At 57.0% G+C, this 23,847-nt stretch carries 21 protein-coding genes and 2 pseudogenes; 13 read left to right on the plus strand and 10 right to left on the minus strand.

The features are described 5' to 3' along the window. Positions 1 to 67: 67 nt before the first annotated feature. The 6 genes from ROV93_RS00655 (at position 68) to mobF (ending at position 9,954) form a co-directional block, all read left to right on the plus strand. Positions 68 to 511, plus strand: a complete 444-nt coding sequence (locus ROV93_RS00655) for a hypothetical protein (RefSeq protein ID WP_279735630.1) — start codon at positions 68 to 70, stop codon at positions 509 to 511. A gap of 16 nt (positions 512 to 527) precedes the next feature. Then, positions 528 to 1,766, plus strand: coding sequence for a DUF5710 domain-containing protein (locus tag ROV93_RS00660; RefSeq protein ID WP_312538383.1), 1,239 nt, complete (start codon positions 528 to 530; stop codon positions 1,764 to 1,766). Next, complete coding sequence (locus tag ROV93_RS00665; RefSeq protein WP_111205806.1) at positions 1,763 to 3,601, plus strand: TraM recognition domain-containing protein; 1,839 nt, start codon at positions 1,763 to 1,765, stop codon at positions 3,599 to 3,601. The genes ROV93_RS00660 and ROV93_RS00665 overlap by 4 nt, the downstream gene beginning before the upstream one ends. Beyond that, entirely contained in the window at positions 3,601 to 4,110 is a 510-nt protein-coding gene (locus ROV93_RS00670) for a hypothetical protein (protein ID WP_279735627.1), read from the plus strand. Before ROV93_RS00665 ends, ROV93_RS00670 begins: the two co-directional genes overlap by 1 nt. Before the next feature lie 915 nt (positions 4,111 to 5,025). Beyond that, positions 5,026 to 6,993, plus strand: a complete 1,968-nt coding sequence (locus ROV93_RS00675) for a type IV secretion system DNA-binding domain-containing protein (RefSeq protein ID WP_140222704.1) — start codon at positions 5,026 to 5,028, stop codon at positions 6,991 to 6,993. Positions 6,994 to 7,056: 63 nt separating this feature from the next. Continuing rightward, positions 7,057 to 9,954, plus strand: coding sequence for a MobF family relaxase (mobF, locus tag ROV93_RS00680; protein WP_312538385.1), 2,898 nt, complete (start codon positions 7,057 to 7,059; stop codon positions 9,952 to 9,954). Here the strand turns inward: mobF and ROV93_RS00685 are convergent. From ROV93_RS00685 to ROV93_RS00700, 4 genes are all read right to left on the minus strand, one after another. Then, positions 9,944 to 10,420: a GIY-YIG nuclease family protein gene (locus ROV93_RS00685; RefSeq protein WP_140222702.1), complete on the minus strand. Its 477-nt coding sequence runs from the start codon at positions 10,418 to 10,420 to the stop codon at positions 9,944 to 9,946. The two genes, mobF and ROV93_RS00685, sit on opposite strands and share 11 nt — an antisense overlap. A 133-nt stretch (positions 10,421 to 10,553) precedes the next feature. Continuing rightward, positions 10,554 to 10,847, minus strand: coding sequence for a hypothetical protein (locus tag ROV93_RS00690; protein WP_140222701.1), 294 nt, complete (start codon positions 10,845 to 10,847; stop codon positions 10,554 to 10,556). Between the two features lie 47 nt (positions 10,848 to 10,894). After that, positions 10,895 to 12,352, minus strand: a complete 1,458-nt coding sequence (locus tag ROV93_RS00695) for a site-specific integrase (protein WP_312538386.1) — start codon at positions 12,350 to 12,352, stop codon at positions 10,895 to 10,897. A 166-nt stretch (positions 12,353 to 12,518) separates the two neighbouring features. After that, a complete protein-coding gene (locus ROV93_RS00700) occupies positions 12,519 to 12,809 on the minus strand; it encodes a helix-turn-helix transcriptional regulator (protein ID WP_072166907.1) in 291 nt (96 codons plus the stop codon). Positions 12,810 to 12,898: 89 nt separating this feature from the next. Here ROV93_RS00700 and ROV93_RS00705 point away from each other — a divergent pair, with 89 nt between their 5' ends. Next, positions 12,899 to 13,354, plus strand: coding sequence for a hypothetical protein (locus ROV93_RS00705; RefSeq protein ID WP_134972496.1), 456 nt, complete (start codon positions 12,899 to 12,901; stop codon positions 13,352 to 13,354). On the opposite strand, the gene ROV93_RS00710 is transcribed toward ROV93_RS00705, so the two are convergent. From ROV93_RS00710 to ROV93_RS00720, 3 genes are all read right to left on the minus strand, one after another. Beyond that, entirely contained in the window at positions 13,351 to 14,226 is an 876-nt protein-coding gene (locus ROV93_RS00710; protein ID WP_072166905.1) for a reverse transcriptase family protein, read from the minus strand. The two genes, ROV93_RS00705 and ROV93_RS00710, sit on opposite strands and share 4 nt — an antisense overlap. 34 nt (positions 14,227 to 14,260) lie before the next feature. Beyond that, positions 14,261 to 14,581, minus strand: a complete 321-nt coding sequence (locus tag ROV93_RS00715) for a helix-turn-helix transcriptional regulator (RefSeq protein WP_072166904.1) — start codon at positions 14,579 to 14,581, stop codon at positions 14,261 to 14,263. A 93-nt stretch (positions 14,582 to 14,674) separates the two neighbouring features. After that, positions 14,675 to 14,806 carry a hypothetical protein gene (locus tag ROV93_RS00720; RefSeq protein WP_255299097.1) on the minus strand — a complete coding sequence of 44 codons (132 nt, stop codon included), beginning with the start codon at positions 14,804 to 14,806 and terminating at the stop codon, positions 14,675 to 14,677. Positions 14,807 to 15,439: 633 nt separating this feature from the next. Between ROV93_RS00720 and ROV93_RS00725 the strand changes: the two genes are divergently transcribed. Both ROV93_RS00725 and ROV93_RS00730 read left to right on the plus strand, forming a co-directional pair. Further along, positions 15,440 to 15,736: a helix-turn-helix domain-containing protein gene (locus ROV93_RS00725; protein ID WP_072166903.1), complete on the plus strand. Its 297-nt coding sequence runs from the start codon at positions 15,440 to 15,442 to the stop codon at positions 15,734 to 15,736. A 63-nt stretch (positions 15,737 to 15,799) separates the two neighbouring features. Next, positions 15,800 to 16,276, plus strand: a pseudogene (locus ROV93_RS00730) (bifunctional DNA primase/polymerase); the annotation flags it as partial. Between the two features lie 45 nt (positions 16,277 to 16,321). Here the strand turns inward: ROV93_RS00730 and ROV93_RS00735 are convergent. Together ROV93_RS00735 and ROV93_RS00740 are read right to left on the minus strand one after the other, a co-directional pair. Continuing rightward, positions 16,322 to 16,516: pseudogene (locus tag ROV93_RS00735) on the minus strand (hypothetical protein); the annotation flags it as partial. Positions 16,517 to 16,536: 20 nt separating this feature from the next. Further along, on the minus strand, positions 16,537 to 17,172 hold the full coding sequence (locus ROV93_RS00740; protein ID WP_072166893.1) for a GyrI-like domain-containing protein: 636 nt from the start codon (positions 17,170 to 17,172) through the stop codon (positions 16,537 to 16,539). Between the two features lie 353 nt (positions 17,173 to 17,525). Here ROV93_RS00740 and cyoA point away from each other — a divergent pair, with 353 nt between their 5' ends. The 4 genes from cyoA to cyoD are packed head-to-tail and all read left to right on the plus strand — an operon-like array spanning position 17,526 to position 21,542. Further along, positions 17,526 to 18,566 carry a ubiquinol oxidase subunit II gene (gene cyoA / locus ROV93_RS00745; protein WP_005415723.1) on the plus strand — a complete coding sequence of 347 codons (1,041 nt, stop codon included), beginning with the start codon at positions 17,526 to 17,528 and terminating at the stop codon, positions 18,564 to 18,566. 2 nt (positions 18,567 to 18,568) lie between these two features. Beyond that, positions 18,569 to 20,566: a cytochrome o ubiquinol oxidase subunit I gene (gene cyoB / locus ROV93_RS00750; RefSeq protein ID WP_061479143.1), complete on the plus strand. Its 1,998-nt coding sequence runs from the start codon at positions 18,569 to 18,571 to the stop codon at positions 20,564 to 20,566. Next, entirely contained in the window at positions 20,563 to 21,201 is a 639-nt protein-coding gene (gene cyoC / locus ROV93_RS00755; RefSeq protein ID WP_005408583.1) for a cytochrome o ubiquinol oxidase subunit III, read from the plus strand. Before cyoB ends, cyoC begins: the two co-directional genes overlap by 4 nt. After that, a complete protein-coding gene (gene cyoD / locus ROV93_RS00760; RefSeq protein ID WP_005415725.1) occupies positions 21,201 to 21,542 on the plus strand; it encodes a cytochrome o ubiquinol oxidase subunit IV in 342 nt (113 codons plus the stop codon). Before cyoC ends, cyoD begins: the two co-directional genes overlap by 1 nt. 158 nt (positions 21,543 to 21,700) lie before the next feature. Here cyoD and ROV93_RS00765 read toward each other — a convergent pair whose 3' ends face one another. Further along, on the minus strand, positions 21,701 to 23,758 hold the full coding sequence (locus tag ROV93_RS00765; RefSeq protein ID WP_072166891.1) for a bifunctional diguanylate cyclase/phosphodiesterase: 2,058 nt from the start codon (positions 23,756 to 23,758) through the stop codon (positions 21,701 to 21,703). Between the last annotated feature and the right edge of the window lie 89 nt (positions 23,759 to 23,847).

A 23,847-nucleotide genomic window follows, 5' to 3' on the forward strand; every position in this document is an offset into this window, starting at 1 on the left:
GTAGGGGTTGCCACCCACAGAATTCGTTGTATACATAAATAATGCTTAATTGAAACAGGAGAAATCAATGATTGAGAAGTCTAAAAAGAAAATTCACTTCGGTTCGAAGTTCCTTGCGCTCCACGGGCGGCTGCTTATTGCAAGCCCAACAGAATTTTTGGGTAAACGAAAAAATATGGAAGGGTCGGTGGCGCAATCGTTCTACTACTTGCAGCAAGACCGCTACCTGCCCACTGATAAAAAGAGTGCTGAGACTTGGGAGCAAGATCAATTGCTGGCTACCCAAGTTGTTGAGGAGTTCAGAAGCGTGGTTGGCATTCGAGCGGTAGCTCTCGTTCTCCTGTTTTCCTTAGCACTTGGGACAGCAGGAGCTTTCACTAAGAAAGCCGTCTCCGTAGCAACAGGTTCTGAGTCTTTCATTCAATCCCTGGTGCAAAAAGCAATGGTGTCTTCCAAAACCCAGGAACAAGAGAAAGCCCCGTCGCATCCAGATCCAATGTCCAGATATTAATAAAAAGGAGGTGCTTATGTTAGTTGGAAAATTTACAAGAAATACAGATGTAAGAATTTTGCAGAGAGCGGTAGATCGATATGAAGATGTAACGATTGACCCCAACTCGATTCACATTGTCGAGTCCAAATACTTGGATGTCCCTCTTGAAGAAGAAGAAGCCGCAATCCTGGCGGGAGCTAATTACGATTCCGACATTCGTTGTTTTGTCGTTCCAGAGAATCTCGATTTGCAAGCGTTCAAACGCTGGTTCCCAAGAGTCGAAGCGGACCTCATACCGCCCAAGGACACGAAAAACTACTTGACGAGAAGCGGGAAGCCTTTGGAGTCGTATCGACTTCCGCAAGACTCATCAACAGGCGTTACATCGCTCGCAATGCCTCTCATGTATGCCGCTTTGCCTGCCATTGCAGCACTGGCTTTCTTTGGATTCCAAGTCACCGGGTCTCTTCTCCTGAGTATCCCGCTTTTGTTTCTGTCGGCCCCATATCTGCTGACGATCTATCAAAGAGCCTGGAACGGGCAGGTTGAAATGATGAAGTCAGCCCTTCTTCTGCTGCTTCTTCCTTATTCCGTTGCCGCATCATCCGCAATGGGTAGCTCAGCGTCTCTTTCAATGATTGGATTCTTATCGACTGCGTGTTTGGCATGGGTTTTTGTAAGTGTTTTGCCGTTCGTTTTTGGAAAGCAGAACGACATGGCTTTTCTGAGAGTTCGACGACTTTGGATGGCGGTCAGCGTTAGTGTGTTGATTACGCTGACTGCCGTGGTATCGGCTTCTGCGTTCGCAATCAGCGGATTTCTAGGCTCCGTGCTTTCGTCTTTCATCTTCGGTCTAACATCTCTCTACGCGCTCTACTATTGCAAGCAGCAAGCCAACGTGCGTGCCGTGAATTTGGCGAATTTCAGCAACGACAATTCAATGAGCAGGTTGGGATCGGAGCGAGAGGCGTTCCAAATCCAAAAAGCTCGACAAGCGAAAGCTTCGGTGGAAGACCAGTCGTTGCGTATTCAAATCGGTCAAAGCAAAGGCATCGTATCTCGAAAAGGATATGCCAATTCCCCGGCCTCCGGCGCAGGCATCAATTTCAGTATCAACGATGCAGGGAGAGGAGCTATCACGATGGGTCCGACCGGCTCCGGTAAGACAGTCGTTATCAACAACATTACTTACTGTGTGCTTGCAAACAATATTGCATACGATTTAACCCATCAAGGAAAACCAAATTCTCATAACAGGGGAGGTGAACAATGACTTTACTAGAAAGCACAAATTTTAAACCAACCACTCTTGCTGGAACGGACGATGAGTCGTCTTTGCGGCTAAGCCAAGTGCTGAAACTCGGGTTGGCGAACAAGAACGATAGAGATATTAAGAAAAAGGTCGTCAGTCAATTGCTTAGAACCAAATCTGGAAGACAGAAGCTTGGCCTTCTCGTCTTATGCGGGAAAGGGGCGCTTGGCGCTGAGTATGCGAATGCTTTCGATCAAGTTCTTCGAAAAGGCATTCGGTTCGGCATGTTCGAGGGTTTAGACATCGAGCAAATCGAAGCTGGGTTGTTCGACGTTGGGGGTTCGGAAGTTGATGCAAGATCCAAACTCTGGGATGACGGTTCAAGAACGCTGTGCAGGTATGCCATTCACATCTGGTCTGCTGCGTCAAGAGATATGGAATCAAAGATGCGCAACTATTACTGCGACAAGCTGATTGAACACGACGAAGAATTGGCGTTCTTGCAGCTTAAATCTCACCAGGCCTATTTAAAGGGAGAAGAGAGCATATACGACGAACGCATTGTTGATCTTCACGAAGAAGTGCAGACAATCACCGAACTTCTTCTTGCAGAACCCTATCGAGATTCGGCACAAGGTCTAATCTCTATCTATCAAATTCTACGTTCAGGGGTTCAGTCGAGCACCGATAAAAATGGTGTTACTAAAACTCACTACTCCTCAGACCTCGTTAGACTATTCGACTTCATCGGCTATCAAGACGAGAATCTGTCGATTTCCGACTTTGAAGAAAGAAAAGCAGGGGGTCTCATTCATCCTGAGCTGGCTCGCCCTGGTTCTCTTTTGACTCGTGCAATCGGGCACTACACTAGCGAGTTTCAAAAATTGAGTGCGGAACAACAGACGAGTTTCACATTGTCGCTGCAAAACAAGTTCGATCAGCTCGCACAGGGCACTAAGCTTGTTTGCTCTGAAAATGTACCCTGGATGCTTCATGAGAAGGGAGACTTCCATCCGGAGGAAGTGATCAGAGGAAAAAGCGTCACCATTGACCTCAACGAAGCTGTCTACGGAGCGGCATCAACGATCATCAATTCACTCGTAAAACAACGGGTTTTTCGCCTAATCAAATCACGAGGAGAAAGGCCGCAGTGGTCGAAAACGGAAACAAAGGTCGTCTGCATCATTGATGAAGTTCACTTGATTTGCGGGCTCAAAGACGCGGAGTTCTTCTCGATTTGCCGAAGTCTCGGAATGACCATCTTTGCGGGAACCCAAGGGGTCGAATCACTTAGAATCGCTTTGGGTAGCAACAACGCCGCCGACGCCTTTTTGCTTCAAATGACAAGCGACGTGGCATTCAACGTGTCTGCCGAGACCCTGGCTTATATTCAAAAGAAATACGGAAAAGCAAAGCTGACTTCTTCTGTCCATCAAGTCCAAGGCGTTGACTATTCGTCAAGTTACGATGATTTGTCAACTTCGATTATGAATGACGTGAATCACCCTAATTACTCGAATCTGCGTGAGATGCGCAAATACGAAGTGTTGATGAATCGAAACTCGGCAGCGGATAAATTGGATAGAAATCCGGACAAAATCAACTACGAAGAAGTTGCGCTGATGAGAAAGAACTCGGCTCGTGTGCAGCATAAAGAACAGGAAATCGTCAAACAAGATCAATTTGCAGCACATGTAGGAGTCGGCGAGCCGTTCGTGGGTCTCTATCGTGCTGGTGTCAAATCGATTGACTACATCACTACTGATTTCGTGCAATCGAAAGACATTGACGACTTGTCAAAACCTGAAACTGTGCAATATTTAAAAGACTGTTTACTTGAATTTGGAGGTATCTAATGGATGACATTGAAAGACAACAAGATGGCTTAGATAGAGCAAACGCTCTGGCCGAGGAAGCGGGCAGACGGAGACAGCTTCTCGAACAAGAAGTGAATCTGTTGCGCGGGAAGCCGTCCGTGATTCCTTCCGAGCGGGCGAAACAAGAGGAGGCCTTGAAGTCGGTGCATACAAAGCAAGTCGAAAGTCAGCGGAGGTATGAAAAGGAAGTGTCATCGTTTCAAACCCCGCAGCAAGTTGAGCAAGCCATGAGACAAGAGTTCGGTCGCACTGAACCTCGCAAAATCGATCTCGTAGAGACCGACGTTCTGCAAAAGCTGAAAGAACGCCGCATACGGAAGGGCATTGCAATCGATGAAAGAGCGCCGAAACAGGTTACCAGCAATCGTTGGGCCGCGTTCCAGGAGGCTGAGATTGAGCGTTATGAAGAGCGTCAGAAAGAACAGAAGGCATTGGACAAGAAATACGACGGCCCAGGGAGCGGCGACAAAGGTCCATCGTTCTCCTAAAATTGAAGCGCGGTTTGAGTAAAAGGGTCGATTGAAAAATCGGCCCTTTTTCACATTTACGGGTTTTAGTCATTCATCAATACTTGTCCATTTTCTGTTCTCTGTTTCAATTAATTTATGAGTAGTCTGACTACCCATAAACAACTATTGAAATAAGGAGAACATGACAATGAAAAAGACGCTATTACTAACTTCCCTCGCTCTTCTGCCGATTCCCGGCAACGCTTCTGTGCTCACAACGGGCTTAGATGCGCCAGCTCGTAGAGCCTTGGAGGCCATCCAGTGCGCTGGTCTAGCCCCAAGACTTCTGCTTATCGCAGATATGACAAAGCCCAAGGACTCACCGCGCCTTCGGGTCTTAGATCTGGACACTGGGAAAACCATCCTCACTGACTATGTTGCTCATGGGGTTGGCAGCGGCACAGACGTGCCTCGGCGCTTCTCCAACGTCGAGGGGAGCCTTGCGACAAGCCTCGGCTTGTATCGCATCTCAGAGCGTTACCAGGGAGTCTCCGGGTGGTCCCGTCGCTTGGACGGCCTGACGTCGGGATGGAACACGAACGCACGGCAGAGAGCAGTCGTGATGCACCCAGCGACTTACGTTCGCCCCGGCAAAGTAGGGCGCTCCGAAGGCTGTCCAGCGGTCAGAAACGAAGTTCTCGTAAGCCTGGAAAAGCAGGGCCTCTCTGATGCGGTTCTCTGGATTGACGGCGGAAAAGCAGTGGAGACGTGTTCCACCGGCAACCCCTTGCCTCTGATTTGGAATCGACGCGTCAAAGAAAACAGGTGCTTGGTCAATAACCTGAAATGGCCTTCAAGTTCTTCTTCTAATCAGCAGAAATGGTTCGCGAACAATTGACGAATGCCGATTCTGAAATACCCTTTTTCTAGCGAATTAGAAAAGGGGTATTTTTTATGGCAAGAAATAAAAGAAGAGTCTATCAACACTTTTGGGGCTCGGTCCCGGGCACAGTTGAACCATCTACGCCTGTTCGCTATTGGAACGAAGGCCTCCTGGTCTTCCTCGCCATCCTTTGCGCTGCCTACCCCTTATCGCTCTTCGCAACCCAGTTCATTCCGAACCCCAGTCCTTTGCCTTTTGGCATGCTTCTTCCTGGAAGCCTCCTTGCCACATTTGACGTGTTTGCTTTGGGCGGCTACCAAAGCCCTGCCTTGTCTGAATTTCTGCGAGTAGTCCGAACCGAGACAGTCTATCCCGCGCTCATCTATCTCCAAATCAGTTTGGCATGGACATTAGCGCTCTCTCTGAGCTGGTTTGCGTCTCGCTCTGCGTTCAAGCCTCGCAACAACGAGCGCGACATTTCAGGGCCCAGACTGCTGAAAGATAAGGAAGCCGTCAGCGAGATGCACTATCGCTGTCTGTCTCTCAAAGAACAGCAGGCAGACCCACACTCGGTGCTGATTCACCCAGAGCTGGTCATCTCGAAGAAGCAAGCCAGCCGCCACGTGCTGGTCGTCGGAAGCCCAGGCTCCGGCAAGTCGGTCATCATGAGTCAGACCATTCGGCACGCGATCAAGAAGAACGAAAAGTGCTTTATTTACGATGTAAAAGGCACTTACACGGCAATCTTCCGGCAGCCGATCATCGTCTGTCCGTTTGATGCAAGGTCATACGTTTGGGACGTGGCGAAAGATGTGGATACGCCGATCAAAGCCGAGGTATTTGCTGCCTCGATCATCAACGATCCAGGGAGCGACAAGGGCAACTTCTGGATTCTTGCGGCACGCTCGCTGCTGGTTGGCGCAATTAAAGAGCTGCAAGCCACAAAGCCCTTAGGCTGGGGCTTTGCAGACCTCGCCGCATCGATCAATCGAAGCCAAGAGGAATGGGTGGTGACGATGATGACGTGGCACAAGCAAGCGACGAATCTGGTTGCCGGAGGCGGAGAGACCGTCCAATCCATCCAAGCCACCTTAGCGGGGCTCAGCCGCATGATCAACGACTTGGCAACCGCTTGGCCAACCGTGGGCAAGCGCCGTTTTGCGATGTCGGAATGGGTCAAAGACGACTACCAAGGACGTAAGCAAGTCATCGTGCAAGCTGGCCCGGACGCGGGGCTTACGGCAGCGTATATCGGCGCGCTCATCAACTGCGCAGTCCCTGAAATTCTCTCTCCCAGCCTCCCTGACAACGAAGAGGGGCGCTTTTTAGGGTTCTTCTTCGATGAGCTGACCTCCATTGCGCGTCTCAACATCGACGGCCTGTTCGAGATGGGCCGGTCGAAAGGCGTGGTTGCCTACATCGGCTTCCAAGACTTCATGCAAGTTCAGCGCGTTTACGGCGACAAAGAAGCGGCAACGTTGCAATCGATGATCGGAACCCACATCGCTTGCCAAATTCAGCCGTCTGAAACGCGGGATTTGATATCGCAACGATTCGGGAAGAAGAAGGTCTCTTGGTATAGCCATCAAGATAAGGCTGTCGTGCACGAAGAGAGCCGAAACGTCGTGTCTCCCCATGAACTGACCGCAGAACTCGGGCCGGTGAAGAACAAGAAGATCAAGCCCGATGGGTTTGGCGTCAGAGCTATTGTCTCGATTTCAGGCTGGGACCCGATGCTACTTCTCTTTCCTGGCCGCAAATACCCGAAACGTCGAGAAGGGCAAGTGGAAGCAAAGTGGATGCGAGAAGTCGCGAAGCCAAACGTTCCAGCACCCAAGATCGAAGTGATAGCCGGGGACAACGGTGAAGGGTATAGCGTCGAGACGATAAAAGAAGCAGATACCCCGCAAGAAGGGCCACCGTTCTCAGTGGCTTCTATTCTTGAAAAACACTTAAAAAGGAACGGCGCGAGAGACGTTGTGCGAGTCAAGATTGATAAGCCACCAGTCGGGGACGAGAATCCATTCGGGTTCGATTGATTGCGTTTTTTCCAACTCGTGCTACTTCTATTTGATGTGCAAATTAAAAAATAGGAGTGACGCATGCAGAACATCAACGTTTTGAAAATGACGGCAAATGGCGCTCAGGATCTCATCAACTATTTGATGCAGGAGAACAGCCAGGTCTCCGCTGTCGTCAACTATTACCACGACAACCAAATGCAAATCCTCGATGGCTTGAAGCTCTCTCGCTGGGGTGGAAATCTGATGGAAGACGAGATGATGCAGCTCAAAGACAAAGAGGTTACCGCCGAAGCGCTGACGGCACTCGCGGAAGGATACTCTCCTGCGACAGGTGAAGCGTTGTGCATGAATGCCGGGAAAAAACCCAAGAAGGAGATCAAAAAGGATTCGGCAGGAAACCCAATTCTCGACAAAAACGGAAAGCAAATTGACATCGCGGTTGGCGGTCATGTGATGGGAACCGAGATCACCATGTCTGCTCCGAAAGATGTGACTTTGGCAATGGTCATGGCTCGAACACTCGAAGAGCGTCAGCGAATCATTGAAATTCAGAACGAAGCGTGCGCCGAGACGATGCGACGGTTCTACGAGCCTTTCATAGAAGCGCGGCGCGGAGATGCAGGCATCGATGTCATTGAAACCCAAGGGTGTGTCTATGCTTCGTTCCTTCACTTCACCTCTCGCCCTACTGAGAAAATTCTGCCGTCCGGCGAAAAAATCATGTGGATCGATCCCAACATGCACAACCACATTTTTATTCCTGGCATCACCAAGGGATGTGATGACAAATGGAGCACATGGGATAATAACAATCTGTTCGCAAATGCGCGAACCGCAGACGAGTTCTACAAAGCAACGATCTACGAGAAGATGCAAGCCGAGGGTTACGCACTCGAACGCATAGAAGAGGTCAATGCCCTTGGGACAAAGACCGGAAAAGTCATTACGCGCATCGCAGGAGTTGAGCAAGATCTTGTTGATGAAAGCAGCGAGCGACGTAAGCAGATACTCGCGTATCAAAAAGAAAACGGCGTGACAGCGCAAGAAGCCAACTTTGCAACGCGTAACAAAAAAGAAGAGCCAAGCATTGATGAGCTGTTCGACCGTTGGGAAAAGTGGATCGACAACAGAGAAGGGTCAATGTTGCGAACGGCGGCTGAACTCAAAGCAGTCCCGCAACAAGATATGGTCCAAGCCAAAAGCTTTGAGGAAATCGTGGAGCGGCTGCATCAAAGCACATCCGTATTTACGCGAAAAGACGTGGAGCGGGAAGTCTTTATGGAGTATTGCGGATTGAAGTCTGTCGCTGAAATGGAAGAGGAGGTGTCTAGCTTTCTATCGAACCCTGAAATACTTGACGTTGGGGCGAAGAGACTTGCAAAGGCGGATAAAGGAAATTCCTTGTCGATTCGATACACTGAGACCAGGTATACGTCCAAATCAATGGCGGCAGAAGAAGTAAGGGTTTTGGAAGGCGCTCAGCGTCGCGCGAAAGAGACTCATCATGCCGCGTCGCTCTCCAATATTCGACTGGCTGAAAAGGAATTTGAAGAAAAGCGCGGCTTTAAGCCATCAGAAGAGCAACGCGAAGCGGTTCGTCACATGCTTAACGAAAAAGGCATGGCGCTTCTAGAAGGTTTGGCAGGCACAGGAAAGACCACGACGACCCAAATTATTCGGGATGTTCTGGACCGCGAGGGTAAGCAACTGTTTGGTGTCGCGTTCTCTAACAAAGCAGCAAAGAAACTGGGAGATGAGTGTGGCATCAAGTGCACGTCGATCACGAAGCTGATCTATGACTACGAGAAAGGGACTGTCGCTTTCACTGACAAAGACGTGATCCTGGTTGATGAAGCGGGCATGGTTAGCACACGCGACATGCTCAAATTGATGCAGATCGCTGAGACGAGCGGAGCCAAACTTCTCGCGCAAGGGGACGCGGAACAGATTCAACCTATCGCTGCCGGATCAGGAATGCAGCTGATGAGAGAGGTGATAGGGTCCCGCAAGCTGACTGAGATTCGGCGGCAGAAGCATGACAAGGATCGTGAAATCGCTTACTCGTTTTACGAGAAAAATGGCAAGCAACGTCTGGAAATCGGCATGCGTTCTAACGCTGAAACACGAAGAAAGGGCGCTGAAATATTCGAGGGATTGTTAGGTAGGAATTGCTTCGAGATTTACGAGACTGCTGAACAATGCATTGATGCGATGACCAGGGACTACGCTAAAAGCAAGACCGTGGCGAATGAGAAATTGATGTTGGCGAGCAAGCGTGATGTCATTCAGTCGCTCAACGAAGAAGCCAGAAACCATCTGACGAAAGAAGGCGTGATCAAGACTAAGGGCCGAGCCATTGAAATCGTGAACAGCGGTCGGATCGAAGAGCGCATCTTTGCAGTCGGTGATCGCATCATGTTCAAAAAAAACAATAGAAAAATGGGAGTGAACAACGGAACCGAGGGTGTGATTGAGAAGATGTCGGAGTCCAGGACCGATGGAAGCATTCAGTTCAAGGTCAGAACAGAAGACGGCGAAGTGCTCAACTTCAACCAAAAGTTCTATCGAGATATTGACCACTCTTATGCAGTCACTGTGCATAAGAGCCAAGGAATGGGAAAGCAGGAAATCTATCAGCGAGCCGACGTTGGGATGTTCGACAATCACAGCACGCTTGTCTCTTTCACGCGAATGACTTCCGGAACCTACAAAATCTACGTGACTGCAAACGAATTGTCATCGCTCTCTCAGCGGTTCGCCAATGAGCGCTTGAAAGAGAACGTCTTTGAGACAGGGTTGCTTCAAGCGGAAAGTGAGCAAGCAAAGGCCATGTCGCCTTTCTTCGAGCTAAAAGAGAAGGCTCGTTTAATGCGCGAAAAGGCGAGGGAGGAGGCGATGCCCGTATTGGAAGGCGAGAGAGAGCAACCGCAGCTCACCCATAGTCGTCAATCCCAAACGCGGTCATTCAGCCGCTAAGGAGGAGTGCCATGGTCCAGGGAAGGACCGTCGTGAAGAACAGCAGCACCCCAACGCTCATCCCCAATCCCTTCCATGGAAAGCGGGCAGGGGCCATTGGCGTCATCCCTGTCTTCCATTCCAGCTTCCTGGCCTTCCAGCGCTTCCACAGACCCGCTCTGCGGTAAGGGTTGATAACGATGCCCGGAGGCAGGCCATAGACCCGCCAGCCCTGGCTGTGCGCTTTACAGCGCCACAATTCTTCCATGCGTTCGGCTTCGTGCTGAGTCATCTCATATGAAGCCAGTTCAACCGGTCGAAAGGGCCGGTTCCATTTCCCTGCGGCAGAACGATGCTGTTGCCAGCGCTTCTTTAAATCGACTGACTGCCCAATGTAGACGGCTCTTTCTTGGTCGAAGAAGAGCGCGTAAAGATAGCGAGTGCGCTTGTGGTATTTTTGGCTGCGGCCCCATTTCTTTTTCTGCATTCGTGTTCTCCTTTAAAAGTTTAAAAGCATCTTTTAAGGAGTAACGCAAAATGCGAATTGCGCAAGATCATTAGGCATAAAAAAGCCCCGCCGGAGGGCAGGGCAAGGACATCAGGGCGATGATGCAAAGGGATTAGAAGAAGGGTGGCCAGCCGTGAATCAAAAGCATCTGCGGAATGCCGAGCAGGAAGACGTAGAAAACGGCGAACAGAATCGCCGACCAAATGCCGACCGTCTTCCAGTGCTGCTTACGCAAGAACTTCGCGTGCGGCGGAACTTCACGCATATGGCGCGGGTTCGAGAAGAAGAAGTAGACGAACAGAATCGAAAGCGAAATCATTGCTCCCACAATTGGCAAAATGGAGAAGGAGACAAGAGCCGTCAGCATCGTCAATGCGAACGACTTCGGCTTTGCGATGTAATACATGTCGCCCCCCTTTTTCGTGTGGATATTTTTGGATCGTTGATCGACTTTCAGTCGTTGTCAAGATCATCCGAGAGCATTTGCAGTGCCAATTTCTTCCGCTCTTTGGGTGAAAGCGATTTCAGCTGCGATTCCAGCGAATCTGGGGCCTCAGCTTTGGGGCCACCAATCTTCTGGCGTTGCCTGTCGGCTGCGGAAATCTGCTTCGCGACTTCGCTAGACACGTGCGTATAGCGCATGAAGGTTCGCGGGTCAGAATGACCCGTCACCGCCATTGCCTGGGCGGGCTGAATGGATTTGGAGAGTTCGGTGGTTCGTGTGTGACGCAAGTCGTGCAGACGAGCATGCGGCACTCCCGCGCGGTTCACCGCCCTGACAAATGCTTGGTAGACAGAATCGCGGGAAATGCTCTTGGTCGGGTCAGTCGGCGATTGGAAAACCAATCCTTTTTCCGGCTTCGTTCCCGTAAAGAGGGTCCGCAATGCGTCCTCTGCGCCTTCGGGGAGCGGAATACGGCGTTCGCGGTAAGCTCCGCGCCTAGGGGTCTTGGTTCCCACGAAAAGAACTTCCCCCAGTTCGCCTGGGCGCGTCGGCAAGAACACGTGTTGCCATTCGAGCTTTTTCATTTCACCGGCACGCGCTGCAGTCCAGCGCAAGAAGTGGATAGCCGCCAAGGTGGTCGGGTGAAGCGCTTTCATCGCTTCTTCGACCCGATGGAACTCTTGAACGGACAGAGCGCGAGTGTTGTTCGCATGGTGACTGGACACGATTTCAAAGCCCGCCCAGGGCTTCGGGTAATCAGGAGCATCGTCTGCCTTCCAGAAATCGTTAGCGTGTTTCCAGACCATTCCCAGGAGCGCTAAGGCTCGGCGCTTTGTGGCAGCAGAGGCTTCGGGCTTCTTTTCCGGAACTTTGGGATTGGCCCTTTTCGGTGCTCGCCCGGTCAGCATGCTGAGCAAGCCCTCTTTTCCCACGAAGTCGGATTTCTTCAAGGAACGAATGGACTTCTCCATGATCGACGCCGTTCCGTGCTCTTCCGCGTAGGCATCAGCAATAAAGACCAATCGCCGGATTTGCTTGGAATCTTCTTTCGCCCCCTTCCGTTCAATCATTCCTGGAAGGGGGTGACCGTCTAAGCCAATGCGCTCACAGGATTCGCGAATCCAGGCTTCAATCCAATCTCTGAGCCGGTGTTCGCTGTATATTTCACCCACCGGCTTGTCGTAAAAATGAGACAGCGACTCGAAACGGGCCTTGCAAGCCTTGGCATCTTTCAGTGCTTTCAGACGGCTCTTCTCATGAATTGCCGGAAGGCCTGGGACGTAAGGAAAGCGGAACGTCTCGCTCTGACCCTTAGACCGCAGCTTGACTTGGAAATAAGGGCTGCTGCTTCCAATGCCTCGCTCATAGACACCCGGCGACTTGGTTTGCGTCTTCTCTCGCTTTGTTGTGCCAGTGTTCCTTTTCAGAAAGCCCGTTTGGCGGGTCGTGTCCCAGAGATGTCCCAAGCCTATCTAAGTGATTGATGGCAAACAAGTGTTCTCGCATTCGTAATGCGTAGGTCGCAGGTTCGACTCCTGTTTCCGGCACCATGTACATCAAGCACTTAGGCCGCCTTTGGGCGGCCTAAGTGCTTTTCAGGGATGTGCGCGAACACGGTTTGAGCACGAATGCTCAGTTCCCGTGCGACTTCTTGCCTTTGCGCGCCTTGGTTGCCGATATGCTTCCGCGCCGCTCCAGGTACTCCGTCAACAGTCCGAGCGGCGGCACACCAAGCGCCTCGGCGAACTCGACGAGCTCCACAGCGTCGATGCGCCGCTCCCCGCGCTCGCACTTCGACACAAAGGTCTGCGTGTTCCCAAGCCGCTCGGCCAGATCGACCTGCGACACGCCAGCCCGCTTGCGGGCCGCCTTCAGGACGGTCAGCAGTAGCTTGTAGTCGGGGTTGTGAGTCGATTGGGTCATCGCGCGGTGACAGGCTGGTCACCGCACGCTAGAGTCCGTATTGGAATTGTCCAAAATAGACTATTAACTTACGTTGCTCAGGGGATTGCATGAAGCGGATAGGGATTCTTCTGGTCGTCTTGGTGGGTCTGGCCTGGATCGGGTCGAAGCTGGTGCCGCGCAGCGAACCAGCTGTCGCCGCCGTGCCCGCAACAGTGGCCGAAGCACCGCAGGTCCAGCAGCCCGAGGCAACGAAGCCCGAGCCGGAACGACCCATGACGGCCGCGGAGAAGAAGGCGCAGCAGGAGAAGTGGTTCGGCGCCGAGACGATCGTAGCTGCCCAGCGCGCGGTGAGGGGCGCACTGAAGGACCCGGACGCCGCGCAGTTCAAGGACGTGCGCGCCAACTACACCGAGGATTTCGGCGTGGTCGCCTGCGGCCGGGTCAACGCCAAGAACGAACTCGGCGGATACACCGGCTTCCGGCGCTTCGTGTTCGGCGATGGACGAGTGATCCTTGAAGGACGGGACAATGTCGCCGATGCTTGGGCGGAGGCGTGTCTCTAGTTCCCTTTCGACAACCGCGCGGCTTCGGCGCGGTGCCTGTCACGCTTCGCGTCGTCCAACAGTGCGAGATGGCGCTTTTGCCCCGCGACGCTGGCCCTGAGGCTGGGGTCGTGGGGATTCAGCTCAAGCTGCGTCTGCGCAGCCCGCATCTTTCGGTGCTGCTTGTTCGGGGCGCGGCTCACTCCATTCCTGCACGCCCTGCCTGTCACGAGCTTGGGTGCATCTGCATGGAACACGCGGGTCTTGGTTTCCTTCACGGTCAGACCCGCTTTGCGCAATAGTCGACTAATCCAGCGGACGTCGGTATGCCCGAATCCTTTCCCGGTTATCCCCATGTCGTCGATGTAGAGCGTAAACACCCCGTCGCGAGAGCGGACGCGCTCATCAATGGTGTCGAATACCTTGCGGTACGCCCAGAAGGACACGAGAGGACTTGCGGGGCTGCCAGTGGCTAGGTGCCCATCGCAGCAGAGTAGGCTGGCCAACGTCTCAGCTACGTCCCTCGGCTGCTTCAAGTGGACCTCGAAGAAATGGATGACGCGCTCGCGGGTCGCCGACTGATAGAACGAGTCGATGTCCATCGTGATCGTGCATCCATCCGCCTCGCAATGAGTCGCAGAGTTGCTCAGGTAGGAACGGCCAGATCGCGCGGAATGCAGGTAGTCCGGAAGCTCAATGCGACGGAGGAGCTCCAGGAAGCGAGTCTGGAACGCCTTGGCACTTTTCGCAGGAGCTTCGATCAGCCGCTCCTTGCCAGGCTTCGACCTGTCGATGTAACGGCTGAAGTTGGTGGGTCTGCGGCAGAACTCTCTCAGCTGGCCGGTTGTCCCGGCCCACCGCAAAATCGCGGCGAGCCGGGTATGGCTCGTCATTCCGTACAGCGGGGACGAATCGATCGCGTAGCGCTCAGTTCGCTTTCGCGTGGATGTCGTCTTCTTCGTCCTCGGTGTGTTCATTCCCGACAGTCCATGAGAGAACGCTCAGCAGTTTGCGGGCGCGAGCGCGCCGTGCATCCGACTCGCCTTCTAGTGCCTCCATGAAGCTGAGGAAAGTAGAGGCTGGTACATCAAATGTATTCGCGTATTTATTTAAGACGTCGAGGCTTACTTTCTTTTCGCCTCTCTCAAGTTCTGACAAATAGGATTTCGATATTCCTAGTGCGTCAGCTAATTCGCCCTGTTTCATCCGGTGCACTTCCCGGACAATCCTTAGGGCCTTATTCAACATGGTTATTCCAGATAGCGAAGGGGTGTCTGTGTTGTTCTAAGGGAGGGTGTTGATTTTGTCGTATCGTGCTTGCTGGTAGTCGGCCGAAAATCACTAATCGCGATCCATCAACTTCCAGATCACGCCGATTACCAAACGCATGAACCAAGGCTGCCTCAAAAGATCCTTAAAGCGGCCAATCAACTGCTGACGCCTGTCGTGCTTCCGACCGTTCTTCTTACGCATGGTCTTATCTCGGTGTGGTGCCTAATTGCACCCCTTACGACACCTGAGACGGGGAAGCGTCAGTTTTTGCCCTCCAGTAGCCCACTGGCGTCGCACCTTGCCGACGCCACCTGAATCCCACGACCCTCGACCCTTGGACCATCGACCTCGGACCGACGTCGCCGCAGGAGCCTGTGGGGCTTTCGCCCCTCGAGCCTTTCGGCCCACAACGTGCAAGGATGATCCCCGTCACGACAGTTACAGACTGCCAGAACTGCATGACGGAGTCATGCTGTTAGCGAACTCGTGTTCAGTATGCATTTATGTATTTCAGGCGACCGCACGGCCTCACCAGGTAGCCCGTGCCGCGTCCGAGGCTGCGCGGCCTGATACCGAGCAGCCCGGACCGAATCGGACGACATGGACTCACCGGGGAGTCCGGGCGCAATGTTGGTATCAGCGCGAGAACACCTCGGGCATTATTTGATTCGTCGGCGCCACCAGCCGCCGACGCCAGGCTTTCGGTGGCCTATAAGACCGAGGCCCGCCCCGCCGACTGAGGGGAGCAAACGGGTTCATCTCTGCGACGCACAGCAGGCAGTCCCCGCACGGCACGTCGCCGCGTGGGGATCGCACCTGCACGGAGTCCAGAAGATGGCCTACGAACCGAAGAAGTTCTCCCCCGTGGAGCTCGCCGAGCTCCACGCACTCCCCGACGACTCGCTGCTCACCGCCCAGGAGGCGGCGGCCTTCCTGCGCCTGAAGTACGGCACGCTAGCGTGGTATCGCTGCCAAGGCGGTGGCCCGGCGTTCACCCGCGTCGGGCCGAAGCTGATCCGCTACAAGCTGGGCGACCTGCGCAACTACGCAAAGGGCCAGCCGATGGGCGACGGCGTCCGGCGCGCCGCGACGGCGATGCTCGCCGCCCGCACCGCCAACGCGGAGGGCTGACCGATGGCCGCAAAAGAAAACGCCCGCGTGCAAGGCGGGCGCAAGGTTACAACTGACCAGGAGATGGAGCTTGCCGAAGCTCACGGGATCAATGATGCCGCCCGTCGCCCCGCCGATAAGCCATCGTTCGAGTACAACGTCGGACCGTACATCCGCTCTGGCTTGACGCTGATCCCGCTGCACAGGCACGACGCCACCGACGCGAGGGGCAGGCAGCGCGGGAAGTCCCCGCGCGACGGCGCCTGGCAGGCGAAGGACTACGACTCCCGCGCCGTAGTCGAGCGGGCGGCCCGAGACGGGACGAACGTCGGCGTGCGCCTGTCGCCGGGGTGGCTGGTGCTCGACGTGGACCCCCGCAACTTTCCCGAGGGCCGCGACCCGCTGGCCGAGCTGGTGCGGGACCTGAGCCTCGACCTGTCGCAGGCCCCGCACACGGTCACGGGCTCGGGCGGACACCACTACTGGTTCACCAAGCCGACCGACGTGCAGCTCCTGGACAGCCTGGAGGACTACCCGGGCGTGGAGTTCAAGAGCCACGGCCGCCAGGTGGTCGCCGCAGGCTCCGTGCACCCGTGCGGCCACCCGAGGCAGTACCGCCACCACCTGCGCACCCAGCAACAGCATCAGCACGTCCAGCCCCAGCGCATCCACCACCGGCAGCAACGGCAGCAGATCCGGATTGCAGGCCAGCACGATCACCAGCGCAGCACCCAGCACGGCCATCAGGCGGCGCCCGGCGGGCACGGTGGTCCAGTGCAGCAGTCGGCTGATCAGGCGCATGGCATTCCTTGTGCCTTGTGTCATCTGCGGGAATCCTCATCAGGCCCGATCGGCCGCACCGGCTGCCGCAGCACGGTTTTCAACCGCGCCGCCGCGGTCCTGCGTGGGTCGCTGAGGTAGATCTCATGATGGGGCCCGGCAAAGGTGTATCCCAGTGCGGGCATCACTTCGTCATGCAGCTGCGCCAGGATGGGGCCTTCGTCGTCGTAGGCGCCCACGTGCAAGGTCTGCAGGCTGGGGCCCTCGGCAAGGAGTTCATGGCGAAGGCTGGGCGGAGCCTCTCCCAGCTTCGTGCGCGCCTTGCTGATCGCGGACTGCCACTGTGCAGGGCCGATGCCCTCGGGCGTGCGGATCATTACGGTCCAGGCCCACTCATCCTTGCGCCGCGCGGCGAAGCTGGCCGGGTCCTCGGCGCTCCACAGCGCTTCCAGCGGTGGCACCACGTAGTCGCGCCCTTCGGCCTTCAGCGCGAACTTCAGTGCATAGCTCACCGAATACAGCCACTGCACGGCCTGCAGGTAGGCGGGGGCCGTGTTCGGGTCGCCGCGACCATCGACCATCACGTAGGGCAGGGGCGGTACGTCCACGGTCACGAACCGGCCCATCGGGGCCTGATAGAGCGCCCGGTCGCGCTTCCTGAAGTCGATCTTGTCCACGGGCCTTCCTCCTGCGCCGAGCATCCCACGCCAGGCACCTGCCAGCACGCCTGAACAGGTTCAGATGACTTTGCCGAACGAGGGCGGAGCGCCGGCCACCACTCGATGCTAGGATGCCGCCCCCGGCTGTTTTGCCCGCCGCGCCTGCGCGGTGCGACAACGTGTCGCAGCCAGAATCGGGCCTTTACTGCGCTCGATCATTGTCAATGCCTTTCTTAAATGGTGGGTGACGGCCTAAAATTGAAAGGCTGACTCGCCCCCACCTCCCTGCCTGTCTTCCGGACCGGTGGGACCGGCTTTGGCTGGAACAGGCAGGGACGGGGAACGGCATTCCCTCGCAATTGGATCGACCGATGATTCCGTTGAAAACCCTTGGGCGCTGGTTGCGCCCGGGCCTGCTGCTGTCGTTGCTGGTGATGCTCACCGGCTGCGATGCCGTGGCCATCCTCAGTCCGAAGGGCCAGATCGGCCAGGATGAGAAGACCCTGCTGATCACGGCCACCGTGCTCATGCTGCTGGTCGTCATCCCGGTCATCATCATGACCCTGACGTTCGCGTGGAAGTATCGCGCCTCCAACACCAAGGCCCGTTACGAGCCGAAGTGGTCCCACTCGACGGCGATCGAGGTGGTGGTGTGGTCCATTCCCTGCATGATCGTGCTGGTGCTGGCGGTCCTGACCTGGCGTTCGTCGCACGCACTGGACCCGTACCGTCCGCTGGATTCGGACGTCAAGCCGGTCACCATCGAGGCGATCTCGCTGGACTGGAAGTGGCTGTTCATCTATCCGGAAGAGAAGGTGGCGGTCGTCAACGAAATCAAGTTCCCGGTCAACACGCCGCTGAACTTCAAGATCACGTCCGATTCGGTGATGAATGCATTCTTCATCCCGCACCTGGGCAGCATGATCTACTCGATGGCTGCGATGGAGACCAAGCTCCACCTGATCGCCAACGAGACCGGTGAATTCCCGGGCATGTCCTCGCACTACAGCGGCGCGGGCTTCGCCAAGATGCACTTCACCGCCTACTCGGTCACCGATGCCGAGTACCGCCAGTGGCTGGACCAGGTCCGCGCCGGCGAGCAGACCCTGGACAAGGCCTCGTTCAAGGCCCTGGGTGAAGCACGCAACGCCGAGTGGTATCCGGTCACTTACTTCGGCAAGACCGAAGAAGGCCTGTTCGACTGGGTCATCGCCAAGCACATGGGCGACAACAAGCATTACGGCATGAAGCACTCGCATGCCGGTGCCGCCGCTGCCGATGCCGCCACCCATGAAGCGCACGAGGGCCACGCCCCGAGTGACGCGCATGATTCCAAGGAATCGGGTGAAAACCTGGATGCCACCGAACACGAACACGCAGGCCATGCCGGCCACGCGGGTTCGGGAGAATGAACATGTTGGGAAAACTCTCTCTTGAGTCGATCCCCCACGATCCGATCGTGCTGACCACCCTGGTCGGCGCGGTTCTTGGTGGCCTGGGCGTCGTCGCCCTGATCACCAAGTTCAAGCTGTGGGGCTATCTGTGGAAGGAGTGGTTCACTTCGGTGGATCACAAGAAGATCGGCGTGATGTACCTCATCGTCGCCTTCGTCATGCTGCTGCGCGGTTTCTCCGACGCCATCATGATGCGTACCCAGCAGGCCATCGCCGTCGGTGGTTCCGAGGGTTACCTGCCGCCGCACCACTACGACCAGATCTTCACCGCCCACGGCGTGATCATGATCTTCTTCGTGGCGATGCCGCTGATCACCGGCCTGATGAACTTGGCCGTGCCGCTGCAGATCGGTGCGCGCGACGTCGCGTTCCCGTTCGTCAACTCGCTCAGCTTCTGGCTGTTCGTGTCCGGTGCGGTGCTGATCATGCTGTCGCTGTGGATCGGTGAGTTCGCTGCCACCGGCTGGCTGGCGTTCCCGCCGTTGTCGGGCATCGAATACAGTCCAAGCGTCGGCATGGACTACTACATCTGGGGTCTACAGGTGGCGGGCCTGGGTACCACGCTCAGTGGTATCAACTTCTTCATCACCATCCTCAAGATGCGCACCCCGAGCATGAAGCTGATGCAGATGCCGGTGTTCACCTGGACCGCCCTGGTGACCAACGTGCTGATCGTCGCGGCCTTCCCGGTGCTGACTATCACCCTGGTGCTGCTGACCCTGGACCGTTACCTGGGTACGCACTTCTTCACCAATGACGGTGGCGGCAACGCCATGCTGTACATCAACCTGATCTGGATCTGGGGTCACCCGGAGGTGTACATCCTGGTCCTGCCGGCGTTCGGTGTGTTCTCCGAAGTCATCGCGACCTTCTCGCGCAAGGCGCTGTTCGGCTACAAGGGCATGGTCTACGCCACCGCCTGCATCGGCGTGCTGTCGTTCATCGTGTGGCTGCACCACTTCTTCACCATGGGTTCGGGTGCCAACGTCAATGCCTTCTTCGGCATCACGACGATGATCATCTCGATCCCGACCGGCGTGAAGATCTTCAACTGGCTGTTCACCATGTTCCGTGGCCGCGTGCACTTCACCACCCCGGTGCTGTGGACCATCGGCTTCATGGTCACCTTCGTCATCGGCGGCATGACCGGCGTGATGCTGGCGATTCCGGCCATCGACTTCGTGCTGCACAACAGCCTGTTCCTGATCGCCCACTTCCACAACGTCATCATCGGCGGCGTAGTGTTCGGCATGTTCGCCGGCATCACCTACTGGTGGCCGAAGATGTTCGGCTTCCGCCTCAATGAGTTCTGGGGCAAGTGCGCGTTCTGGTGCTGGTTCATCGGCTTCTACGTGACCTTCATGCCGATGTACGTGCTGGGCTTCATGGGCATGACCCGTCGCCTGCAGAGCACGGTGAACCCGGCCTACGAGCCGCTGCTGCTGGTTGCTGCCTGCGGCGCGTTCATCGTCGGCGCCGGCATCCTGTGCCAGATCATCCAGGTGGCCGTGTCGATCCGCGACCGCAAGAAGACCGTCGACCTGACCGGCGACCCGTGGGATGCCCGTACGCTGGAGTGGGAAACCTCCTCGCCGCCGGCCTTCTACAACTTCGCGACGCTGCCGGAAGTCACCGAGCTGGACGATTTCTGGGAGCGCAAGCAGCGGGGTGAAGCCTGGCCGAAGCCGGCCAAGTACACCGACATCCACATGCCGCGCAACACCGGCACGGGCGTTGTCATCGGTGCCTTCAGCCTGGTGTTCGGCTTCGCGATGATCTGGCACATCTGGTGGCTGGCCATCGTCGGCTTCGTCGGCATGATCGCCACGTTCATCTACCGCACCTTCGACCAGGACGTGGACTACTGGGTCCCGGCCGCCGAGGTGGAACGCATCGAGAACGAACACCGCAAGCACCTGGAAGCCCAGGGCCTGGTGAAGTCGGAGCTGAAGGCATGAGCACCAATACCTCGACCCTGAGCCACGGGCACGCCGCGCATGCGGCGGCCCATGGCCATGACGACCACGAGCACCACGATACCGGCGGCAACACCGTCTTCGGTTTCTGGGTGTACCTGATGAGCGACTGCCTCATCTTCGCCTCGCTGTTCGCCACCTACGTGGTGCTGGCAGGCGGTACCGATGGCGGTCCCACCGCGAAGGACCTGTTCGAGCTGCCGTTCGTGGCGTGGGAAACCGCGCTGCTGCTGACCTCGTCGCTGACCTTCGGCCTGGGCATGATTGCCATGCACCGCAAGCAGATGGGCCAGATGTACCTGTGGCTGGGCATCACCTGGCTGCTGGGCTTCGGCTTCATGTGCATGGAAGTGTGGGAGTTCCAGCACCTGATCCATCAGGGCTACGGTCCGGACCGCAGTGCCTTCCTGTCGGCGTTCTTCGCCCTGGTCGGTACCCACGGCCTGCACGTCAGCGCCGGCCTGTTGTGGCTGCTGGTGATGTTCGTGCAGCTGAAGAAGTACGGCCTGACCCCGACCAACAAGACCCGCATGGCGTGCCTGAGCCTGTTCTGGCACTTCCTGGACCTGATCTGGATCGGCGTGTTCTCCGTCGTCTACCTCAATGGAGCGCTGTAATGGCACATGACAACCATGCACACGACCACGGCACCGGCGGCGAAAGCCACGGCAGCGTGAAGTCGTACCTGATCGGCTTCGTGCTGGCGGTGGTGCTGACCGTCATCCCGTTCTGGATGGTGATGTCGGGCGATTTCTCGCGCACCGTCAACGGTGTGGTGATCGCGGTCACCGCGGTGCTGCAGATGCTGGTCCACCTGGTGTTCTTCCTGCACTTGGACCGCTCTTCGGAAAGCCGCTGGAACGTCAACGCTGCGGCCTTCACCGTCGTGGTGATCGGCATCATCGTGATCGGCACCCTGTGGGTCATGCACAACATGAACGTGCACATGATGCACTGACGTCCTCGCGACGTTGCCACGCAGAAAGGCCGCCCCCGGGCGGCCTTTCTGGTTTTCCGTTGTCCGGTAGTGCCGGCCGCTGGCCGGCAATTGCGGGACGCCGGCCAGCGGCCGGCTCTACCCGTGGTTCCATCCCGTGCGTGGAGGAGACGCTCGCCTCATCCCACCCGGCGCAGGAACTCTTCGGCCTCCATCGGCCGGCCCAGATGGTAGCCCTGCAGCTGGTCGCAGCCGAGCTCGCTCAGGTACTCGCGCTGCGCCTGGGTCTCCACGCCTTCGGCCACCACCTGCAGCTGCAGGGTGCGGCCCAGCGCGATGATCGATGAGACGATGGCGGCGTCCTCGTCATTGCGTTCCAGGTCGTGCACGAACGCACGGTCGATCTTCAGTTCGGTGGCTGGCATCCGCTTGAGGTACAGCAGGCTGGAGTAGCCGGTACCGAAATCATCGATGGCGATGTGCACGCCCATTGCGGTCAGGTCGCTGAGGATCGCCAAGCTGGCATCGACGTCCTTCATCGCCGTGGTCTCGGTGATCTCCAGGGTCAGCCGTGCCGGTTCGATCCGGTGCCGCTCCAGCACCTCGCGCACGCTGTCCAGCAGTGCCGGCGAGGCGAACTGCAGCGGCGACAGGTTCACCGCCATTGTCCATTCCGCATGCCCGGCATCGTGCCATTCCCGCAGTTGCGCGCAGGCCTGGTCCAGTACCCAGTCACCGATCGGCAGGATCAGGCCGCTGCGTTCGGCGATCGGAATGAACACATCCGGCGCCAGCAGCCCCAGCTCCGGGTGCTGCCAGCGCAGCAGCGCCTCGGCGCCGGTGGCCGGTGCGCCCGCGGCCGGAAATTTGGGCTGGTAATGCAGGATCAGTTCGTTGCGGGCGATGGCCTTGCGCAGGTCCTGCAGCAGGCGCAACTGGCGATTGGCACTGAGCTGCATCGAGGGCGTGAAGAAGGTATAGCCGTTCCGCCCGGTTTCCTTGGTGTGGTACATCGCCGCATCGGCGTGCGCCATCAGCTCGCGCTCGTTGCTGGCATCATCCGGGTACAGGGCGATGCCCAGGCTCGCGCTGACCTGCAGTTCGGCCGCATCCAGCGTGAACGGCTCACCGGCGGCGGCAATGATGCGCTCGGCCACCACGACCGCATCGTCGGGAATGTCGATGGCCAGCACGATCACGAACTCGTCGCCGCCGAGGCGGGCGAACGTGTCCTGCGGGCGCAGCAGGCCGCCGATGCGCTGTGCCACCGCCACCAGCAGGCGGTCGCCAAGCTGATGACCATAGGCATCATTGACCGCCTTGAAGCCATCCAGGTCGCAGAACATCACCGCCACCGCATGATTGCGGCGCCGCGCCTTCTCGATGGCCTGCTCGATGCGGTCCTGCAGCAGCATGCGGTTGGGCAGCTGGGTCAAGGGATCGTGCAGCGCGGCCTGGATCAGCTTGTCGTTGGCGTGCGCCAGCGAATCGGCCAGCAGCCCGGTGCGCACGCGCATCTGCCGGTCGAACAGCGAGGCCACCAGGGCGATGCCCAGCGTGGCCACGGTGGTGACGATCACCAGCACCGCCAGCCAGCGCGTGTCGATGCCGCCACTGCCGACGGCGCCACAGAGGCTGCCTTCGGGGAAGCGCGCCGCCGCCATGCCGGTGTAATGCATGCCCACGATGGCCAGGCCCATCACCAGCGATGCGAGCGCGCGCAGGCGCAGGGTGTGGCGCTGCTCTGCGCGCAGGCGGAAGGCGATCCACAGGGCGGCGCCAGCGGCACCGATGGCCACCGCGATGGAGGCGGCAAACCAGCCCGGGTGGTAGTCGATGCCGGGCTGCATGCGCATCGCAGCCATGCCCAGGTAGTGCATGGTAGCGATGCCCAGGCCCATCAGCACGGCCCCGGCCAGCAGCCGGCGCCACGGCAGGCTGGGGCGCGATACCAGCCACAGCGCATAGGCCGAGGCACCGATCGAGACCGCCAGCGAGTACAGGGTGATGCCGAGGTCATAGCCCACCGGGATCGGAAGGTCGAAGGCGAGCATGCCGATGAAGTGCATGGACCAGATGCCCAGGCCCATGGCCGCCGCGCCTCCGGCCAGCCACCAGCGCGCCACGCGCCCCTCGGCGGTGGCCAGGCGCCCGGCCATGTCCAGCGCCGTGTACGAAGCAAGAATGGCCACCAGCAGGGAGATGATGACCAGGCTCTGACTGTAACTGCCAGTCATGTTGAATCCAGTGGGGGAGGAAGGGGGGCGCCCGCAAGGCGCACGCCCGCGACCCCTATCGGCGCGGGTGGGCAGGACTTGAGCGGTCG

It is taken from the genome of Stenotrophomonas maltophilia group sp. msm4 (genome assembly GCF_032025605.1).
Classification (GTDB): Bacteria; Pseudomonadota; Gammaproteobacteria; order Xanthomonadales; family Xanthomonadaceae; genus Stenotrophomonas; species Stenotrophomonas sepilia.

Excerpts from the sequence above, each read along its gene's own strand:
- ROV93_RS00660 (WP_312538383.1), top strand. The coding sequence starts at position 528 with ATGTTAGTTGGAAAATTTACAAGAAATACAGATGTAAGAATTTTGCAG.
- ROV93_RS00710 (WP_072166905.1), bottom strand. The coding sequence starts at position 14,226 with ATGACGAGCCATACCCGGCTCGCCGCGATTTTGCGGTGGGCCGGGACA.
- cyoD (WP_005415725.1), top strand. The coding sequence starts at position 21,201 with ATGGCACATGACAACCATGCACACGACCACGGCACCGGCGGCGAAAGC.
- ROV93_RS00725 (WP_072166903.1), top strand. The coding sequence starts at position 15,440 with ATGGCCTACGAACCGAAGAAGTTCTCCCCCGTGGAGCTCGCCGAGCTC.
- ROV93_RS00685 (WP_140222702.1), bottom strand. The coding sequence starts at position 10,420 with ATGCAGAAAAAGAAATGGGGCCGCAGCCAAAAATACCACAAGCGCACT.
- ROV93_RS00690 (WP_140222701.1), bottom strand. The coding sequence starts at position 10,847 with ATGTATTACATCGCAAAGCCGAAGTCGTTCGCATTGACGATGCTGACG.
- ROV93_RS00765 (WP_072166891.1), bottom strand. The coding sequence starts at position 23,758 with ATGACTGGCAGTTACAGTCAGAGCCTGGTCATCATCTCCCTGCTGGTG.
- cyoB (WP_061479143.1), top strand. The coding sequence starts at position 18,569 with ATGTTGGGAAAACTCTCTCTTGAGTCGATCCCCCACGATCCGATCGTG.
- ROV93_RS00720 (WP_255299097.1), bottom strand. The coding sequence starts at position 14,806 with ATGCGTAAGAAGAACGGTCGGAAGCACGACAGGCGTCAGCAGTTGATT.
- ROV93_RS00655 (WP_279735630.1), top strand. The coding sequence starts at position 68 with ATGATTGAGAAGTCTAAAAAGAAAATTCACTTCGGTTCGAAGTTCCTT.
- mobF (WP_312538385.1), top strand. The coding sequence starts at position 7,057 with ATGCAGAACATCAACGTTTTGAAAATGACGGCAAATGGCGCTCAGGAT.
- ROV93_RS00715 (WP_072166904.1), bottom strand. The coding sequence starts at position 14,581 with ATGTTGAATAAGGCCCTAAGGATTGTCCGGGAAGTGCACCGGATGAAA.
- ROV93_RS00665 (WP_111205806.1), top strand. The coding sequence starts at position 1,763 with ATGACTTTACTAGAAAGCACAAATTTTAAACCAACCACTCTTGCTGGA.
- cyoC (WP_005408583.1), top strand. The coding sequence starts at position 20,563 with ATGAGCACCAATACCTCGACCCTGAGCCACGGGCACGCCGCGCATGCG.
- ROV93_RS00675 (WP_140222704.1), top strand. The coding sequence starts at position 5,026 with ATGGCAAGAAATAAAAGAAGAGTCTATCAACACTTTTGGGGCTCGGTC.
- ROV93_RS00705 (WP_134972496.1), top strand. The coding sequence starts at position 12,899 with ATGAAGCGGATAGGGATTCTTCTGGTCGTCTTGGTGGGTCTGGCCTGG.
- ROV93_RS00670 (WP_279735627.1), top strand. The coding sequence starts at position 3,601 with ATGGATGACATTGAAAGACAACAAGATGGCTTAGATAGAGCAAACGCT.
- ROV93_RS00700 (WP_072166907.1), bottom strand. The coding sequence starts at position 12,809 with ATGACCCAATCGACTCACAACCCCGACTACAAGCTACTGCTGACCGTC.
- cyoA (WP_005415723.1), top strand. The coding sequence starts at position 17,526 with ATGATTCCGTTGAAAACCCTTGGGCGCTGGTTGCGCCCGGGCCTGCTG.